Annotated in this window: 18 protein-coding genes and 1 pseudogene; 2 read left to right on the forward strand and 17 right to left on the reverse strand. The window is 36.2% G+C overall.

Features of this window, described 5'->3' with window-relative positions; translation table 11 throughout:
* Positions 1-388: 388 nt before the first annotated feature.
* Positions 389-625, reverse strand: a complete 237-nt coding sequence (locus tag ACSSV9_RS07750; protein ID WP_437346677.1) for a GIY-YIG nuclease family protein — start codon at positions 623-625, stop codon at positions 389-391.
* 165 nt (positions 626-790) lie between these two features.
* Between ACSSV9_RS07750 and ACSSV9_RS07755 the strand changes: the two genes are divergently transcribed.
* Positions 791-1,825 (forward strand): tyrosine-type recombinase/integrase, encoded by a 1,035-nt coding sequence (locus ACSSV9_RS07755; RefSeq protein ID WP_437346678.1) that lies wholly within the window; start codon positions 791-793, stop codon positions 1,823-1,825.
* 187 nt (positions 1,826-2,012) lie between these two features.
* On the opposite strand, the gene ACSSV9_RS07760 is transcribed toward ACSSV9_RS07755, so the two are convergent.
* The 15 genes and pseudogenes from ACSSV9_RS07760 to ACSSV9_RS07830 form a co-directional block, all read right to left on the reverse strand.
* Positions 2,013-2,780 carry a cation efflux transmembrane domain-containing protein gene (locus ACSSV9_RS07760; protein ID WP_437346679.1) on the reverse strand — a complete coding sequence of 256 codons (768 nt, stop codon included), beginning with the start codon at positions 2,778-2,780 and terminating at the stop codon, positions 2,013-2,015.
* Between the two features lie 26 nt (positions 2,781-2,806).
* Entirely contained in the window at positions 2,807-3,703 is an 897-nt protein-coding gene (locus ACSSV9_RS07765) for a cation diffusion facilitator family transporter (RefSeq protein ID WP_437346680.1), read from the reverse strand.
* A 19-nt stretch (positions 3,704-3,722) separates the two neighbouring features.
* Positions 3,723-3,932 (reverse strand): GDCCVxC domain-containing (seleno)protein, encoded by a 210-nt coding sequence (locus tag ACSSV9_RS07770; RefSeq protein ID WP_437346681.1) that lies wholly within the window; start codon positions 3,930-3,932, stop codon positions 3,723-3,725.
* Positions 3,933-4,244: pseudogene (locus ACSSV9_RS07775) on the reverse strand (YnfA family protein); the annotation flags it as partial. It lies immediately after the preceding gene.
* 99 nt (positions 4,245-4,343) lie between these two features.
* A complete protein-coding gene (locus ACSSV9_RS07780) occupies positions 4,344-5,867 on the reverse strand; it encodes a T9SS type A sorting domain-containing protein (protein WP_437346682.1) in 1,524 nt (507 codons plus the stop codon).
* A gap of 90 nt (positions 5,868-5,957) precedes the next feature.
* Positions 5,958-6,353 (reverse strand): DUF302 domain-containing protein, encoded by a 396-nt coding sequence (locus ACSSV9_RS07785; protein WP_437346683.1) that lies wholly within the window; start codon positions 6,351-6,353, stop codon positions 5,958-5,960.
* A gap of 89 nt (positions 6,354-6,442) precedes the next feature.
* On the reverse strand, positions 6,443-6,919 hold the full coding sequence (locus tag ACSSV9_RS07790; RefSeq protein ID WP_437346684.1) for a hypothetical protein: 477 nt from the start codon (positions 6,917-6,919) through the stop codon (positions 6,443-6,445).
* A gap of 97 nt (positions 6,920-7,016) precedes the next feature.
* Positions 7,017-7,586, reverse strand: a complete 570-nt coding sequence (locus ACSSV9_RS07795; RefSeq protein ID WP_437346685.1) for a hypothetical protein — start codon at positions 7,584-7,586, stop codon at positions 7,017-7,019.
* Positions 7,587-7,712: 126 nt separating this feature from the next.
* On the reverse strand, positions 7,713-7,970 hold the full coding sequence (locus ACSSV9_RS07800; protein ID WP_437346686.1) for a hypothetical protein: 258 nt from the start codon (positions 7,968-7,970) through the stop codon (positions 7,713-7,715).
* A 168-nt stretch (positions 7,971-8,138) separates the two neighbouring features.
* Positions 8,139-8,480: a P-II family nitrogen regulator gene (locus tag ACSSV9_RS07805; RefSeq protein ID WP_437346687.1), complete on the reverse strand. Its 342-nt coding sequence runs from the start codon at positions 8,478-8,480 to the stop codon at positions 8,139-8,141.
* Positions 8,481-8,590: 110 nt separating this feature from the next.
* Positions 8,591-11,692, reverse strand: coding sequence for an efflux RND transporter permease subunit (locus ACSSV9_RS07810; RefSeq protein WP_437346688.1), 3,102 nt, complete (start codon positions 11,690-11,692; stop codon positions 8,591-8,593).
* Positions 11,693-11,708: 16 nt separating this feature from the next.
* The gene (locus ACSSV9_RS07815; RefSeq protein WP_437346689.1) at positions 11,709-12,689 is read right to left on the reverse strand and encodes an efflux RND transporter periplasmic adaptor subunit; all 981 of its coding nucleotides are present in this window, start codon (positions 12,687-12,689) and stop codon (positions 11,709-11,711) included.
* 12 nt (positions 12,690-12,701) lie between these two features.
* The gene (locus tag ACSSV9_RS07820; protein WP_437346690.1) at positions 12,702-13,943 is read right to left on the reverse strand and encodes a TolC family protein; all 1,242 of its coding nucleotides are present in this window, start codon (positions 13,941-13,943) and stop codon (positions 12,702-12,704) included.
* A gap of 119 nt (positions 13,944-14,062) precedes the next feature.
* Complete coding sequence (locus ACSSV9_RS07825) at positions 14,063-14,347, reverse strand: hypothetical protein (RefSeq protein WP_437346691.1); 285 nt, start codon at positions 14,345-14,347, stop codon at positions 14,063-14,065.
* 83 nt (positions 14,348-14,430) lie between these two features.
* Positions 14,431-14,793, reverse strand: a complete 363-nt coding sequence (locus ACSSV9_RS07830; protein WP_437346692.1) for an ArsR/SmtB family transcription factor — start codon at positions 14,791-14,793, stop codon at positions 14,431-14,433.
* Positions 14,794-14,857: 64 nt separating this feature from the next.
* Here ACSSV9_RS07830 and ACSSV9_RS07835 point away from each other — a divergent pair, with 64 nt between their 5' ends.
* Positions 14,858-15,049 carry a tyrosine-type recombinase/integrase gene (locus tag ACSSV9_RS07835; RefSeq protein WP_437346693.1) on the forward strand — a complete coding sequence of 64 codons (192 nt, stop codon included), beginning with the start codon at positions 14,858-14,860 and terminating at the stop codon, positions 15,047-15,049.
* 363 nt (positions 15,050-15,412) lie between these two features.
* Here the strand turns inward: ACSSV9_RS07835 and ACSSV9_RS07840 are convergent, their stop codons facing one another.
* Complete coding sequence (locus ACSSV9_RS07840; protein ID WP_437346694.1) at positions 15,413-17,716, reverse strand: bifunctional DNA primase/polymerase; 2,304 nt, start codon at positions 17,714-17,716, stop codon at positions 15,413-15,415.
* Positions 17,717-17,777: the final 61 nt, after the last annotated feature.

The following is a 17,777-nucleotide window of genomic DNA, read 5'->3' on the forward strand; positions in this document are numbered from 1 at the left end:
CTCTTTTTTGTTTATTCTCTTACAACGCTTTTCATTAAAAAGTTTTTAAATTCTGGATAATTTTTCAGAGGTTTCTTATTATTAAAGTAAATTTTCCAACAACCAAATAGATACATGAATAAATCTACTAAAATAGTGTATAAATTCAAATTAAATTTATTTGAGATATTATACAATTATATCCTAAATAAATAATTGAGCAGGCTAAAAGGGTAGCAGTTTCATTACCGAGAACTAGACAGAATATCAACTGAGTTAAAGGCTATGGAATACATCACTAAATCAAAGATGCTCTTAAATCACTGTTGAAAATCGAAAAATGTTGCATAATTACTTATGAGTTACTTAAAAAATTTTTTATGAACTTGAATAATCTGAATACTAATGCTTAAATATATTCGTTACTTTTCCTCTTAATTTCATATTCCCTCTTCATCGCCTCTGACTTTGATGAGTAACTTTCAAAGTATACAAGCTCCCATGGTATGCCGTGTTTTGTCGATCGGCTATTACCAGAATTATGTCGTTCAAGTCTCAGGGTCAAATCTTGTGTGTGTCCAACATAATATCTGTCAGTCGATGAAGAATAAATTATATACGTATACCACTGCATTGTCTTATCCATTTAAAACAAAAAAACCCGCTTAATGCGAGTTTCTTGGCGGGGCCGACGAGACTCGAACTCGCGACCTCCTGCGTGACAGACAGTGGGATTTCTGCAATCCTGCTGTCAATTCCCAGCTTTTCGGCAGTCGGTACATAGTCGGTACATCCTTGAAGGAGTATTATTATGTTTCTTTCAAGAGATACAAAATCACCGTATTACCAAGTTATCTATTTTGTAAATGGTAAGAGAACCAAAATTTCTACAAAGACAACCGACAAAAGGGAAGCGGAAAAATTTCTAAAATCCTTTACTCCTAAACCAAAAGAAAAGAAGGTTGAACCGGAAGAACCAAAAGAGAAAAAAGTTTCTATAAAACTCAGTAGCTTCGTTAAAGAATATAAAACTTATGTAAGCAATACTTATTCAGAAAAGTATCTTAAAAAAGCTGTCAAACCTTCTTTTGCAGCTTTACAAAAACACATAAAAGATATACCGCTTATTCATATATCAACAAGAATCATTGATCAATTTATATCCTCAGCCTCAGCAAGTTCCAAACATTCAGCGTCACTTTACCACCGCACCCTAAAAGCAGCATTTAATAAAGCTGTAGTTTGGAATTATCTTGAAGCTAATCCTTTCGATAAAATTAAAGCTCCCAAAGTTCCGCAATCCTTTCCTGTGTTTATTTCAGAAAGTGAACTAATTCTTATTCTTAACAATACTCAAATGCAGCTAATGAAAGATATTTTTACAACCGCATTTTATACCGGTATGCGTCTCGGTGAATTAGTTAATATGAAATGGAATTGGATTGACTTCACAGAAAATATCATCACTGTTAAAAACTCAAGCGAATTCAATTCCAAAAACAAGCGTGAAAGAATAATCCCCATTCATCAAAAAGTACAAACCATTCTAAAAAACCGTTATCAGTTGGGTAAGTTTGAAGACGCCCTTGTTTTTTCTCGATACGAAGGAATAAAGTTAAATGAAGATTTTGTAAGCAAACAATTTAAGAAAGCAGTAAGAGCAGCAAAACTAAATGATAAAATTCATTTCCATACGATCCGCCATTCTTTCGCTTCTGCTCTTGTTCAACGTGGAATTTCTCTTTATGCTGTTAAAGAATTGCTAGGTCACGGAAATATTAAAACAACTCAAATTTATTCCCATTTGCAGAAGGATAACTTAAGAGAAGCAGTAAATCTGTTATAGTCACATATCGCAATAATATCTACAATGCATATATTCCTATTTCTTACACGACAATTACTTTGAACGGGTTATCTTGTGTTTACTTTAATATGTAATAACTTTATCAGCAGATAGAGCTAAATCGGTAAGTTCTTTGACATTACTATGTTCGGCGCTTTCGATTAACTTAGAATTCTTTTTATGAAAATTATTTGGCGAGTTTCAAAATCCTAAACGAACCCCGTATAACAACACTAAAAACAATTGCTCCGATAATTAAATCGGGTATTTTTGAATTAAGCAAACTCACCAGTATACCGGCAGCAATCACTCCGCCGTTTACAATTATATCGTTCGAAGTGAAAATCATACTTGCCTGAACGTGTGCTTCTTTACTTTTTGTTTTCTGCAGAATTATCAGCGAAGCGACATTACCGATCAATGCAAAGATTGAAACTATTATCATTGTTTGGAAATCGGGCAAGCCCTCAAATCCGATGAATCTCCTCACAACTTCGATAAACCCAATTACAGCTAAGGTAAATTGAAAATAGCCGGCTAACTTTGCTACTAACTTTTTCCTTGAGATCGCTTTACCGACTGCAAGCAGACTCAACCCGTAAACAGCGGCATCGGCAAACATATCGAGTGAATCGGCAACAAGTCCCATCGATTTTGAAATCAATCCGGTTGTCATTTCTATAACAAAAAATGCAAAGTTGATGATCAGAACAGTCCACAAGAGTTTGGTCTGATTCGATTCTTCGGCGAGAATGCTTTTCGACTCGTCGATTGGTTTGCATTCAATTAAAGATGAATCCAAATTCAACTCATCTATACTTTCGGTTATTTTTTCATTATCACCCGAATGAATTACGGATAGAGTTCTGTTAGTAAGATCGAAATCTAATTTTTTGATATTACTCAAACTTTCCAATTTCATTCTTACCATCTGCTCTTCGGCGGAGCAATCCATTTTTGAAATTCGGTAAGTCGATTTCGTTAAATATGATTCTGATTGCAATCTTTATCTCCCGGTTCTTCTATTTGAATTGTTGTATGCACTATATTGAATTTATCTCTGAGAGCTTCGCTTATTTTGTTAATTAGCTCATTGCTGCGACAGTTTTCTTTAGCTACTGCGTGAACAGTAAGAGCGGTTTCAGTAGTACTCATTGCCCAAATATGCAGATCGTGAAAGTTCTCTACTTCCCGTAAAGAATTAAGATAATTTTCAACCTCTTCTTTGTCTATGTCTTTAGGAACGGCATCGAGCGCTAAGCTTGTGGAATCTTTCAGTAAATCCCAGGTGCCCCAAAATATAATCAATGCTATTACAATACTTACTACCGGATCGAGCCAGTACAAATTTGTAAAAGTTAACACAACTCCCACTATTACAACGCCGAGAGAAATTCCGGCGTCGGCGGCCATATGAAGAAACGCACCTTTTATATTTAAGTCCTGCTTTCTACCGGAGAAAAAGAGAAATGCGGTTGCTGCATTGATCACAACACCTATTCCGGCAACTATCATAATTGTGGTTCCTTCAATTTGCTGTGGTTCGGCAAATCTCCCGATTGCTTCCCAAATTATTATTCCGATAGCGACCAAAAGAATCATTGCGTTTAAGAACGCTGCAAGTACGGAAGATTTTTTTAATCCGTAAGTATATTTTTCAGTTGTGGATTTTTTAACCAGATAACTCGCTACCCAAGCAATTACTAATCCCAGAACATCGCTAAGGTTATGCCCGGCATCGGCAATCAAAGCTAATGAGTTTACTATTAAGCCGTATATTACTTCAACAACTATATAAACAATATTCAATGCAATACCGATTGCGAATGCTTTGCCGAAATCTTTTACTTCGTGCGTATGCGAATGATCTTGTGACATCTTACCTTCTTTTATTTTTTCAACAACCTTTATTCTCTTTCTGTTTTGGCGGACAAACAACCGAACCGTATGAACAGAAAACGCAGCAGTCGCCTTTCAAAGGTTTTAATAATTGCTTGCAGTTTTCGCACTCGTAAAAATGCATACAAGCATCTTCCGGCATTATCAGCAGTTCTTCAAATCCGCAATTGGGGCATTTTATAGTTGATTCATAAATTATATTTTTCATTTAAACACTCCTCGGTGCGTACATAATGACAGCTATTCCCACAATACAAATTGCAGCGCCGATCAAATCATAATTATCGGGGGCTTTGCCGTCAATTGTCCAGCCCCATAAAATCGACATTACCACAAACACACCGCCATAAGCCGCGTAAATTCTGCCGAAGTTAAGAGAGGATTGGAGTGTAGGAATAATTCCGTAAAAAACTAAAATTATTCCGCCGATTAACCCAAGCCAGATACTTCCTTCTACACGCAGCCAAAGCCAAACGAGATAACCGCCGCCAATTTCGGCAAGTCCGGCAAGGAAAAATAAAAAATATCGATTTTATTAACAACATAATCTTTCCCGTTATAAATCAAATAAAGGGCTAATTAAAAAACACCTCCCAATTCATGAGAGGTGCTAATAAAATTATTTAGCAAGCGTCATTTTCTTTACAACTTTAGTATTTCCTACTGTTAGGCTATAGAAATAAATACCTGAACTAATATCCTGCCCTTCAAAATTCACTTCATGAGTTCCTGCTTGTAAAATACCATCAGTGAGGGTTGTAAGTTTCTTTCCTAAAACATCGTATATACTTAAATTTACTTCAGATGCACTTTTAAGTGTAAATTCAATGGTTGTAGACGGATTGAATGGATTCGGATAATTTTGCTTTAAAACAAAATCAGATGGAATTTCAGCCCCATCACTTGTTTCAACACCGGTAACTTTGTCGGCTGTTACAATTACATACTGATATAAATCTTCGCTTGAATATGTAATGGTGTTTGACTCCTGATCTACTGAAACATTGCTAATCGATTTCCAATTATTGTCGGCTCCATCCCAATATTTTACTTCAATAGAATTTTCGTCAACTTCATTTCCTTGAATTTGAATATCGTTATAATGGAATTGGAAATTAGATTGACTGCTGAATCCCATATGATTGTTGAAACCATCTCCGCACATATTATTACCGTTTTCACCGAAAGCACCGAATTCATAAGCCATAAAAGCGCCCTGACCTTGTGCGTTAGGAATATTGTTAGGATATAATTCCAACATTTGAGTAAATAAATTATTAGGCATCATACCGCCGCCATGATGTCCGCCGCCTTGATTCCATCCCGGCATTACCGTAAAGTGATCTTCAGCATCATAAGGATTATGAAATCTTCTTTGATCGTTCATATCGTTGGTTATCCAGCCGCCGCCAATTCCATTTCTGAAATTGCTTGAATCAATCCAAACTTGTCCGTTAATTTTATAAACTACGATAATATCAAAATTAACTCCGTCGATTAATCCACCTTCAATAGTGACAGTTTCACCGTTCTCAGGTCTTACAGCGCCTGATTCCGGTTGGTACCACCAAGGACCAAAATTCAAGAAATAGTCAACAGTGGTATCATTATCTACATCCAGATAGTAATGATTCATAAAAAATGTAGTATCAACCAATGCTGTTCCTTCTTTTAAAACATATTCAAGGGTATCGTGCCGTGTTCCAAAAGTATGACCTCCACAGCCTCCATCATGACCACCGCTGCCGTGCCCGTCGAAATTATTCCAATATGAATAATACGGCTCTCTCCAAAACTCACCATTTATTTCGTAAACAACTAAGGTGCTGATTTCTAGGTTAGTAGATTCGTGTAAGCCGCCGGTAACGGTAACTTGTTCACCATCTGTAGGTCTAACTACATTAGAACTGTCCGGTTCGTACCAATATGGTCCGAAATTTAAGTAGTAGTCTTCGGTTCCGTCATTGTTTGTATCTAAGAAATATTGCGAATGCTGAAAATCATTCTGTATAATGACGGTTCCCGATAAAGTTGTTTCTGTTAATGAATCGGGATCGAAATTACCGTGCCCGCCTCCGTGCATCTGTGCTTTGACTGTAATTAGTAATGCTAGTGAAAAGAATAATGTTAATAGATGTTTCATTTTATTTCCTCCCTTTGAGATTTGAAAAATAATTAATGATGTTTTACAGACAACAAATCTGAAATTTCACAAAGTATAGAACAGTTCAATTTATAGACTGTCAATTACGTTTTTCAATTTGCTTTGAATTGTCTCTGCAACCTCACCAAGTTTATCATTATTTACTGCTTGCATTGATGCAATCGGATCTATGACTGCAACAATAGTTTCGTTTTGCTCATTTACATAAACGATTACATTGCAAGGAAGCATTAAGCCGATTTGTTCTTCCGATTGAAGCGCTTTATGAGCAAACGGCGGATTGCAAGCGCCAAGAATTTTATACGGCTTGAAATCTACATCAAGCTTTTTCTTTAGTGTTTCTTTAACATCAATTTCAGTTAGAATGCCGAAACCTTCCTTCTTTAATTCTTCGGTTACTTTTTCAATTGCTTCTTCGTAACCGAGGTTAACTACTTTTGAGAAGCCATAATTTGTTTGTGACATTTTTTGTTACTCCTTTTTGAATTATTTTACATTGTTTCTTAATTATTTACCCAGGGAGAAGCATTTGCTCACTCATATTTATATAAATTTCAGCCCTTACCTAATATTATGTTTATTGGGATAAACACACCAACTTTAAGACCCCAGTCAATTTTATCTGCGGGTGTGAAAAGGAATAAAAATCCGTTTCCACCATTAAATTTGAAATTTGGTCCACCCTGAAGTATAAGTTTTTCATCATCAAACATATACTCCGCAGAAATAACCGCCGAAATCGGTAACGGTTTATTAAAAGGTATAAACCAATATTCATTAAAAGAGTATATACTGTTTGTAAAAGGTGTGTAACCAAGAGAAAAATAGGTACGTTTATCAACTAATGCACCAACTTCCCCGTGGATTCGTACAAATTCTTTTCTTGTACCTTCAAAATCATAAATCACTAATGGATTAACTCTAATTCCGGCAATTACTCTATATTTTTCATTTTCCTGTGCATTAACAATAGACGCAATAAATAATATTATAAATATTGTAAATGCGGTTTTGTTTTTTATCTGTTTCATAATATTTCTTGTATTGGTTAAAGAATTCAAGTATTATTTTATAAACCCTCCCGCTGATTTATTCAGCGGGAGATTCCTCAATTAATTATTGATCATATTACCAGCAGCAACGGTCTCTCATTCCGTGATCCCGATGAGCGCAGCCCCATCCATAATCCATATATCCGTGGTCTCTCGTTCCATAATCCATATAACCGTTGTAATTCCAGCCCCAGATATCACACCAATTATCATAAACTGAGTTGTTATAATAGGGTAATTGAGTTTTGCCGAATATATTTCTTATTTTATTTGCGGCTTCCGTCTTTAAGCTGTAGATATTATCTTCAATATTTCTCAACTCGGTTTGATATTCTCTTATACGTTGTCTGCTGATTTCATCCTGCTGCCGGTAATTAAAGTATTCATCTCTAACCGAATTATATTTTTCAATTTCCGGTTGTATTAATGCATCATATTCAGCTTTTATTTTATCTACCCGGCTTATTTGGTCATCATTAAGCCGATACTGTTCCGGAACATTGGTATTCAGGTAAGAAGAATCATAAGTATGATTCGTAGAGTTATTTTCCTTTGGATGCTCTTGCGCAAATAATGTTAAAGATACAAGCAGAACTGCAAAAACAATTGCAATTCCGGCAAACCATTTTTTATTTAAAGGTAACATTGTATTACTCCTTGTAACTTTTTATAAATTATAAATATTATTATTATATGCTTTATTATATACTTTTAAGATATAAGGGATAATTTGAAAAGAGAGAATGCCTGTGCATCCCGAGAAGGAGTAATATCAAATCAGAAAAGTGCTGTTGAAAAGATATATTTTGTTGGTTTTTTGCGGAATGTAGAAATGTTTAATATCTAATTGATTATATGAATTACGTTGTATGTTTATCCCGTCAATAGAAGCGGGGAAAAATGATTTCCCGACTTTCAGTTTGGATAAATCACTTAGCGCAGTTTTACCGGTTTCAGTTTTTATTACTTTTACCAGTTCACAATAATCTTGTGAAGCCGGAATTTCATCTGCAATAGTGAACTGTCCCATTTCAGAATAGACGAACCAAAATAATAATGGCGCTAAAACTAAAACAGTTACCGATAACGCACGATATTTTAATAAATATTTAATCATTTCTATAGAGTAAGATGCAACAAATCAATAAAAGATTCATGATTATTCTATTCCATTTTTATTCCTATTTAAGCGTCCATATCAGATTGCTTCTTCTCCTCTTTCATTCGTACGAATCTTGATAGTGTTGCTCACCTCAACTACAAATATTTTCCCGTCGCCGGGGTTGCCTGTATGGGCAATTCGTTGAATAGTATCCACAACTTTATCGACAATATCATTATGAACAACTAATTCCAGTTTCACTTTTTCAACATAATCGTGTAATCCTTCTCTTATTGCATCCTCGGAATCCTTAGCTTTTGATTTTCCGAAACCTTTGATCTCAGAAATTGTAATTCCGGGCAGTCCTTCAATTTTATGCAAAGCTGTAATTACATCATCTAATTTGAACGGTCTTATTATTGCTTTTATTTCTTTCATTTTTATTCTCCCATTATTCTATCTTACTTCTTACTTAGAGCAACCTCGAAGGAATTACCTTCGAGGTTTATTATATATTTAGTATTCGTGCTAATTAGTGAAATTAGTGTCTACATTTCACCTGTCCTTACTTTAACCGGGAACCACTTATACAATGCCGGTAAAACAATCAACGTAAGTATAGTAGAAGTAAACAACCCGCCGATAACAACCGTAGCAAGCGGTCTTTGAACTTCACTTCCGGTGCCGGTTGCAATAAGCAAGGGCATTAAACCCAGCATTGTTGTAAGAGCCGTCATCAATACCGGGCGTAGTCTAAGTTTCGCACCTTCAATCGATGCTTCATCAATTGGTATTCCTTCGCGCAGCAATTGATTCAGATATGTAACGAGTACCATTCCGTTCTGCAGAGCAATACCAAATAACGCAATAAATCCGACTGAAGCTGGCACTGAAAGGTTTTGATCGGTTAACCAAAGCGCGATGATTCCGCCAACAAGAGCAAGCGGGATATTTATAAATATCAGCAAGGTATTCTTCATTGAATTGAAGCTGGAATAGAGCAAGAAGAATACAATCAATAAAGTAATCGGGATGACAATTGCAAAACGTTTGTTCGCTTCCTGCTGCAGTTTATACTGCCCGCCCCAGGTTGTGTAATAACCAACCGGTAAAGAAACTTCCTCCTCTATTTCTTTCTGAGCTTCTTCAACAAAACCCCCGATATCTCTACCGACAACATTACATTGAATTGTAATAAAACGTTGATTCTGCTCTCGTGTGATTTGTCGTGGTCCTTCTATTTCTTCAATATCAGCAACCTGGCTTAACGGAACTTCCATTCCCGTCGGCGTGCTTATCAGCAGTTCACTGATAACCGCTTTGTTATTCCTGTATTCCGGCGCTAAGCGGACAAAAATATCAAACCGTCTAATACCTTCGAAAATTTGTCCTGAAGTTTCTCCGCCGATTGCAGTTTTTATAACCTGTTGAACATCCGCAAGATTTAATCCGTAACGTGCGATTGCATGGCGGTCGACAGTAATTTTAAGCTGCGGTTTACCGGTTACCTGGTCTATCTGTAAATCTTCTGCGCCTCTGATTGTTCTTAAAACCCCTGCTATTTTTTCGGCATTACTTTTTAGCAAATTTAAATCTTCCCCGAAAAGTTTAACTGCAAGCTCGGCCTTAACACCTTCTAGAAGTTCATCAACCGACATTTGAATAGGTTGTGTGAAGTTAACAAGTATGCCTGGAAAACCTTCAATCTTTTCACGTATGTCTGATTCCAGTTTTTCAAGTGTTATACCGCTTCGCCACATACTCTCATCCTTAAACACAATGAATGACTCGGCGCTGTTAATCGGATCTGTATGTGCTCCTACCTCGCCTCGCCCAATTCTTGTAATCGTCTCGTCAACTTCTGGAATCTCTTTTATTCTTTTTTCAATAAGCATTGTTGTTTTTTTGCTTTCATTAAGGGATATGGACGGAGCCATAGTAATTTTTACTATCAGAGTACCTTCTTGAAGTTGAGGAGTAAATTCCGATCCCAGCCTTGGGTAAAGAAATATTCCTGCAATAATAATTATTACTCCCAGAACTACCGCCGCAATCCGGTTCTTTACAAAAAACTTAATAACGGGATTATAAATTTTTAGCAGCAGCCGGATTATTAAATTCTCCTTCTGTTTATCACCATTAGTTTTTTTCCTCTTCTTTTTTAATAGGAATGAAGAATACACCGGGGCTAAAAGCATTGCAAAGATCAACGAACCAAGCATAGCGAGAGCAATTGTATAAGCGAGCGGTCTGAACGTTTTACCTTCAACTCCCTGTAAAGTAAACAAAGGAATGAAAACAGTAATAATAATTATTATAGAAAAGATAATGGGACGCAGAACTTCTTTACTTGCTTTAGCAACAATATGAATAAAATTTTCATCCGGTGATGATTCCCGTTTCAGCCTGTCCACATTTTCAACAAGTACAATACTCCCGTCCACCATCATTCCGATGGCGATTGCGAGCCCGCCGAAGGACATTAAGTTGATAGAAATACCGAAATACTCCATTCCGATAAATGCGAATAAAACTGAAAATGGAATTGAAACTGCAACAACAATACTCGGTCTTATCGATCCCATAAACAAAATCAATACAATTGCAACAAGTGCGATTCCTTGTAATAGAGCATTGGTGACGGTATTTACGGCAGCTTCAACAAGTGATTTTTGCTCGTAATAAGGAACGATCTCTATTCCTTCGGGAAGAGTTTTGTTTATCTCTTCCATCTTTTTTTCAACATCGCTGATTACAGTTGATGAGTTTGTTCCAAAAAGTTTAATTACCTGACCGGATATCACTTCCTCAATTCCGTTTCTTGTTTGAAGTCCTCTCCTTACCGCCCCGCCGATTTCAATATTCGCAACTTGGTCCAAATAAATAGGCGTACCGTCTTCGGATTTTATTGCGATGTTTTCCAGATCTTCAATTTTTGTTGCGAGCCCAACCGAACGGACTAAAAATTCTTCGGCATCTTTTTCAATAAATGATGCGCCTACGTTCAGATTGTTTTTCTTAATTATATCCACCAGATCATTCACCGCAATATTGTATCGTAGCAATGCATTGGGATCTACAACTACGTGAAATTGTTTTTCCCATCCGCCGATACCGAGTACTTCGGTAACGCCGGGAACGGTTTGAAGCTGGTACTTAATAATCCAATCCTGGATGGTTCTAAGTTCGGTAAGGGAATATTTACCGGTTGTATCGTCGAGATAATAAAAAAGAACCAAACCCATTCCGGTTGAGATAGGTCCCATTTGCGGGTCGCCGAATCCTTCCGGTATTTGCTCGCGAGCTTCCTGCAGTCTTTCGTTTACAACTTGTCTTGCAAAATAAATATCCGTCCCATCCTCGAAGTAAATATTAACTACGGATAAACCGAAGTTTGAAACGGAACGAATGTTTTCCAAATTCGGCAGCCCGTTCATTGATGTTTCGATAGGAAAAGTTACATACTTTTCAACTTCCTCGGGCGCAAGTCCTTCGGTAACTGTAAAGACCTGAACAAGCGAAGGAGATACATCCGGGAATGCATCAATCGGTAAATTTTTATAGCTAAAATAACCGCCCGCAAAAACAACTATCGCTAGAACAGAGATCAGCAGCCGGTTTTTTAACGCAAAATCTATTATTCTATTCATTTAAGTCCTCCTAAAATTAATGATCGTCATCGCCGCCGAACGATTCTTTCAACAATTCCGATTTAATTACAAAAGCTCCTTCGGCAATGTAAGTTTGCCCGGCATTCAAACCGGTTAACACTTCGGCGTAATTTGTATTCGTTTTTCCAATAGTTACCGGCTGCGGTCTAAAACTTTCACCATCTTTTACGAACACGACTTTCTGTCCTTCGAAGTTTTGAATTGCGTTGAGAGTTACGGCTTGATCTACTTCAACAAAATCGGTAAGTACTTTCCCCGTTATAAACATACCGGGTTTCCAGTAACCGGACGAATTATTCAAACGTACTCTTGCCGTTGCCGTGCGGGTGTGTTCATCTACGGTAGGACTTATATAGAATATTTTTCCATTTACAGCATTTTCAATATCGTTAAAATAAATTTGAGCGCTCTGCCCTAATTTAATATCATCAATATCTTTTTGATATACGGTCAATTCAGCCCAAACAGAACTTAGATCAGCAACGGTAACAATATGTTTGTCGTCTCTGATCAATTCTCCGGGTGTCATATGAAGATCGAGAACAACTCCGTCGATTGAAGATTTAACTTCGTATGTAACAAGACTTTCGTTACTTTCTATAACTGCAATCACTTCATCTTTTTTAACTCTATCACCAATTTCTTTATAAACGCTTTTCACTACACCGGCAAACCTCGGAACAATGTGAGCAAGTTTATTCGGGTCGGGTACAATTTCGCCGGTTAAATCGGTATGCATCTGTAATTTTTTTGAACCGACTTTATCAAGTTTAATTCCGAGTTCGTTAATTTCGGTATCGGAAAGAGCTACAAGTTCTTCTTCGGTATGTTCTTCTCCTGCTTCTTCGGTATGCCCGGCTTCTTCCAAATGAACATCTTCACTACTTTTACCAAAAAATGTCACCGCCGCAAGGGTTAGAACTACTCCAACAGCTATACCAATAATTAAGAATATATATTTATTTTTCTTTTCCATTTCGTTAATCCCTTAATTTATTTCCTTTGCAATTAGTCCTTCAATTTCGATTTGAGTTGAATGAATTTGCCCGATAATATTCAGATACTGATTCTGAAGCTCAAACAATGTTCTTTCGGCATCCAGCACGTCAATAATGGCAAATCTTCCTACAAGATTTCCTTCTTTAATTATTTGGAAAGCGTCTTCCGCTTCCGGGATTGACTCGCTTTTTAACTGAGCAGCGGTCTCTATTAATGTGTTCAACCTTTTATAAAGAACATTTAACTGCAGAGTTAATCTGTTTTTAACAGAAAAGTATTCTCTTTGCTTTTGATCTACGCGAATTTTTGCTTCCTGAATTGCGCCTTGATTTCTATCAAAGATAAGAAGCGGTATCGATGCTCCGACCAAAAATGTGTTGGCTTTTGCGTCATTTAATCTTTTGAATCCAACGCTTATTGTTAAATCGGGGACTGCCTTCGATTCTTCGAGATTTACAATTGCGGTTTGTTTGTCATACTCACTTTCATATCTCTTGAGTTTCGGGTTATTCGTCAACTGGTTTAAGAGTGAGTCGTAACTCGGAACATCAACTGGGTATTCAAGTTCGCCAATGAGTTCGTCTATAGTTAAATCCGGCTGATAAATCAGCGAGAGCAGCTCCGATTTGTAATTTTCATATTCCGATTTCAAACGGTTCAAGTCAATCCGTAGAGAGTTTAGAATTATCTTAGCCCTGGATACCTCAGCCGGAGAAATTTTCCCGTCATCAACCCGTTTCTGCAGATTTACAACAAACTCTTTCGATACTTTTATAAGTTCTTCGTTTTTTTCAATCAGAAGCTGTACGGCTAAAGCTTGTTGAAAAGCTTTTCTTATATCCGTAATAATTTCTATTCTCTTTGTTTCATAATCCCATTCAGCCAGCGAGATGTTCGTTTCGGCAACTTTAACCCGTTTACTTATTTTACCGGCAAGTAAAATATCCTGGCTCAAGACCGCTGTTATTTCACTGTTGTCGAAACCGTTGAAGTCTTTACTTCCTAATATATTTTCGGCTTCAACTTCAAACTCGGGATTAGGCATTAAACCGCTCTGGATCTTTGCTGCTCCAAGCGCATCGATTTCATAATGTAAAGTTTTTAGTTCGGGATTATTCTGAACCGCTAATGAAACTGCTTTTTCAATAGTTAATTTACCGCTTGTTTGTCCGTTTGTAGATAAAGACAGAAGACTAAACAGTACGAATACTATACACATTACTCTGTGCATAAAAACTCCTTTAGTTTTTACTCTAATAATTTTTTAGAATGTTTTTAGGTTAAATAAAGCTTATGGTTGGTATCAAATGATGAGGGATACGGTAGTGTAATTCTCTAAGGGTTGATCTATTAATTGATAAAAATTATTTGAATAGAATCTGTCTTTTTATAAGTTTCTATTGGAATAAAAGTAAATGTAGCAATGCAAACCGTTAATACAAATTTACTTTTGGGGAGGAACTGCTCTTCTTCAAAACAATTTTCTTCTAAAGATACATCTTCGCAAGATTGTTGTTTTATTTCTACACCATCGGTCTGATCAAAATAATTTACGTTATTACATTCGGTACAGTCATCTACTTTTTCTATTGCTATATGACCATCACTGCCTGTGCATAAAACATACTCGGACATCAAGTCGTGAGCGAATGTTAGATGACTGATGAATATCAGTAGTAAAAGTATGTGGGTTGATTTATTTATAAAATTGTAATTCATTACTCTTCAGTATGTTCTTTAATTTTTTCAATCGCATCATTGATATGTTTATCGTCAATGGAATAAAAAACCATTTTACCATCTTTTCTATATTTAACTAATCTCGCATTTCTTAATAATCTTAATTGATGCGAAACAGTTGAAACATTTGAGTCCACCGCCGCTGCAAGATCGCAAACACAAAGTTCGCTGTTAATAAGTGATAGAACAATTTTCAAACGAGTTGGTTCCCCAAGTAATTTGAAAATTTCCGCCATCTCGAGAACTTGATCAGTATCGGCAATTTTCTTTTGGGCTTGCGCGACTTTCTTTTCATCAACAATTTCAACTTCGCAAACCGGCGCAATCTTTTCTTTTTTCATTCCCTAATGTAATTATATTTGCACATATGTGCAAATGTTATAGCTAAAGCAATAAGGTTTTCTTTTGAGAAGAATTTTTAATCCTCTGCGGTACATTTTTCGTCATTCCTTTTCTTACGCATTAGTTCAACGCGGTATTTCACGTTATGCAGTAAAAGAATTACTAGGTCACGGAAACATAAAAACAACTCAAACGTGTCCGCCTTTGGCGGATTTATTATCATCTTCAAAAAGAAAACCTATTGGAAGCGGTTAATTTATTATTAAAATATACGCCTTAAGCGTACTCTTTTTACTTTAAGAGTACGCTTCAACATTTACCCTTGAATGTTCCGTTTTCTTTTCCAAAACGTTACTTGAGCCGTTATTTTTTATCCCTTTCCTATTAGGATTCTTACCCATACGGTAGAGGTATAGCGGACAATCTGTAATAATACATTCTCGAACTTCTTTTTTAGAACCGCCCGAGCAATCAAAACAATGTTTCTTTATGGCTTTCACTGGTGTTAAGTGCATTTTTGTATTCCTTATATTTTTGATCATAAACTCTTGGCCGCATTATCCTGACAAAATTTTACCCGATAAATTCAATGCATAATTTCCGTCCAAACTGTCCAATCTATGCAGCTTCCTTTTCTTCTTTCTTATAAAACCTAATATTCCTTTTCCCACCCGATTTACTTTCCTGTACCTCATAGTTTTTAACTTTCCCCCAAACCTTTAACCACCGCGTAAACTTGCTATGAGTGAGTTTGTCGAAATCTTCATACTCTTTCTTGAAGCTTTCATATAATTCTTTCTTCTCATACTCTTTACCGATTCCAATTATTTCTTCCGCAAACTCAACGAATTCTTGACACGTTTCATCAATCATTTTTTTCTTATCAAGATTTATAAATTCATAAGTGACCAGTCCCTTCTTAAGGTACAGCTGCAGACAGCCGATCATAAAATTATCAAAGTCGCTCCATTCATCATCAGTCCAGCTTCCAAAGAAAGGCTTCCCGAAATCGTGCACGGGTCTATGTGTCTTATTGTAGTAATCTGAAAACTCAATAATAAACTGCCGGTCCATTGTTGAATCATCAACTCCGGAAATCGAAAAGTTTGTTGATATAACTACTTTCGGCGATTCACTATAACCAATATGAATTTCATCTTTGTTTTTTCTCTCAATCGTAATCCCATCCGTAATAATCGAGAACAATCTTTCAAACGGAAATTTCTCTCTAATATCTTCAAATCCAATAATGTTTGTATCTGCCTTTACTCTCTGGAAAGCAAAATTCTTTGAAGGATTAAAATTTCTTCCGTCTTCAACTACTACATTTCTCACTTTAGAAATTGACTTAATAACCAAACCTTTCCCGCTTCTGCCGAATGCGCCGTTGCTCAACTTTTCATCTATAAAAACAATGGATTTTGTTATTGAAGGATCTTTATAGGTGTGCAGTAAATAACCAATTGCGCTTTTTAATGCCTCGTATCTTTTAACTTCGCTACGGCAAACATTAAACAGAAAATCCTCAAATACACTTCGCCTACTGCTTTCAACAAAGTTTCGATCTATAATCTGCTTCTTCCAGATGTGTTTGTTAAGTTCCTTATAGCTGTGAAAATCAATCTTACTTACGCTTACTTCAACAAAACCATTCTTGAAATAAAAGTAACCTTTATCAAAAGTGTCCTTATTAAATTCAATATTCTTTGTGATCAAAAATTCAAGAAACTGTTGTGTGAAGAGCTGATTAGCAGATTTTATCAAAGCATCAATTATCTCGTTCCGGCTTGTTCCTTCAAATTCTTCCGTAGCCATCCGTTCCAGATAATTCATAACAAATTCTTTTACATCAATGCTGTCGATTTCTTCAACTATGTTGTTTTCAACTCTTACAAATAGATGATTAGACTCTATCTTATATTTACAGAAACCTTCACTTTCCAGAAATTTCTTAAATCGAATCCGTGAGATTTTTATCTTTTCATTTTCACGAACCCAAAATTTTATTACCGGCTTTTTCCAGCCGTATATTTCAGCAATATGATAAATGGTTCCTAATGTAACCCTGCCATCATAGTCTTTAACAAGCGACTCAAATTTCTTCTTCAACTCAAGTTCGGTGTCATTATAGCTTGGGTTTTTAAGACTCATTTCAATAAAATACTTTTCGCCCTGTGCACCCAATGGTACTAAAGCAAAGCCTATTTTATACCATTCCTCATAACTTCCATCCGGTAAATTTTGTGAAAGATAATCAAGTGCATTTTCCAATCTTGCCTTGTCATAGTAGACACTTTCAGCTTTTCTACCATCTTTAGTTTTTTTCACTTTGCTCTCTGCGCTTTGCGCCTCTATCACACAAAACTTTTCTAGGCACTCAATCACTTTATCTAATTCAACAAAGGAGGGAGGCTCTTCTGGGTTATCAAAGTAGAAATTATAAATACCACCACTTTCGTGCATAGAAGGAGGTAAAGCTGTTTGACAGTCTTTCCACCGTAATTCAAGATGTTTGCAGTAACTATCTTTCTTTAACTTAAATTTATAAACTGCTTTATCGCCACCTAACTTATCAAGACGTTCAGCATTTTCTTTAACCCTTATATAAATATGAAATCCTTCACCGCTCCCGCTCTGCACAACCCAACAATATTTTTCCGGTAATCCCAATTCTTGTAAAATCAATTCATTAATCTCAAAATCCTCAACAGCATCTAAGTCAAGGCACCGCCAATCATTAATGCCTTGTATTCCGCCAAGACCGGTAGAACCGCTCCAATTCATCTTTTCAATATCATCTTCGGTTTGTATCGTATTTTGCCATCTGTCCCATTCAATCATTGGTCTTTTACCTTTCAGAGGCAGTATATTTATTCCCATTCTACTTTTATAATTTTTAGCTAATTTTTTATATGTACTCATAATATTACTCCGTTAAATATTTTCTAAAAACTCCCTCTCCCTTTGGGAGAGGGTCGGGGTG

Source organism: Melioribacter sulfuriphilus (assembly GCF_051488685.1).
In the GTDB taxonomy this organism is placed as follows: Bacteria; Bacteroidota; Ignavibacteria; order Ignavibacteriales; family Melioribacteraceae; genus Melioribacter.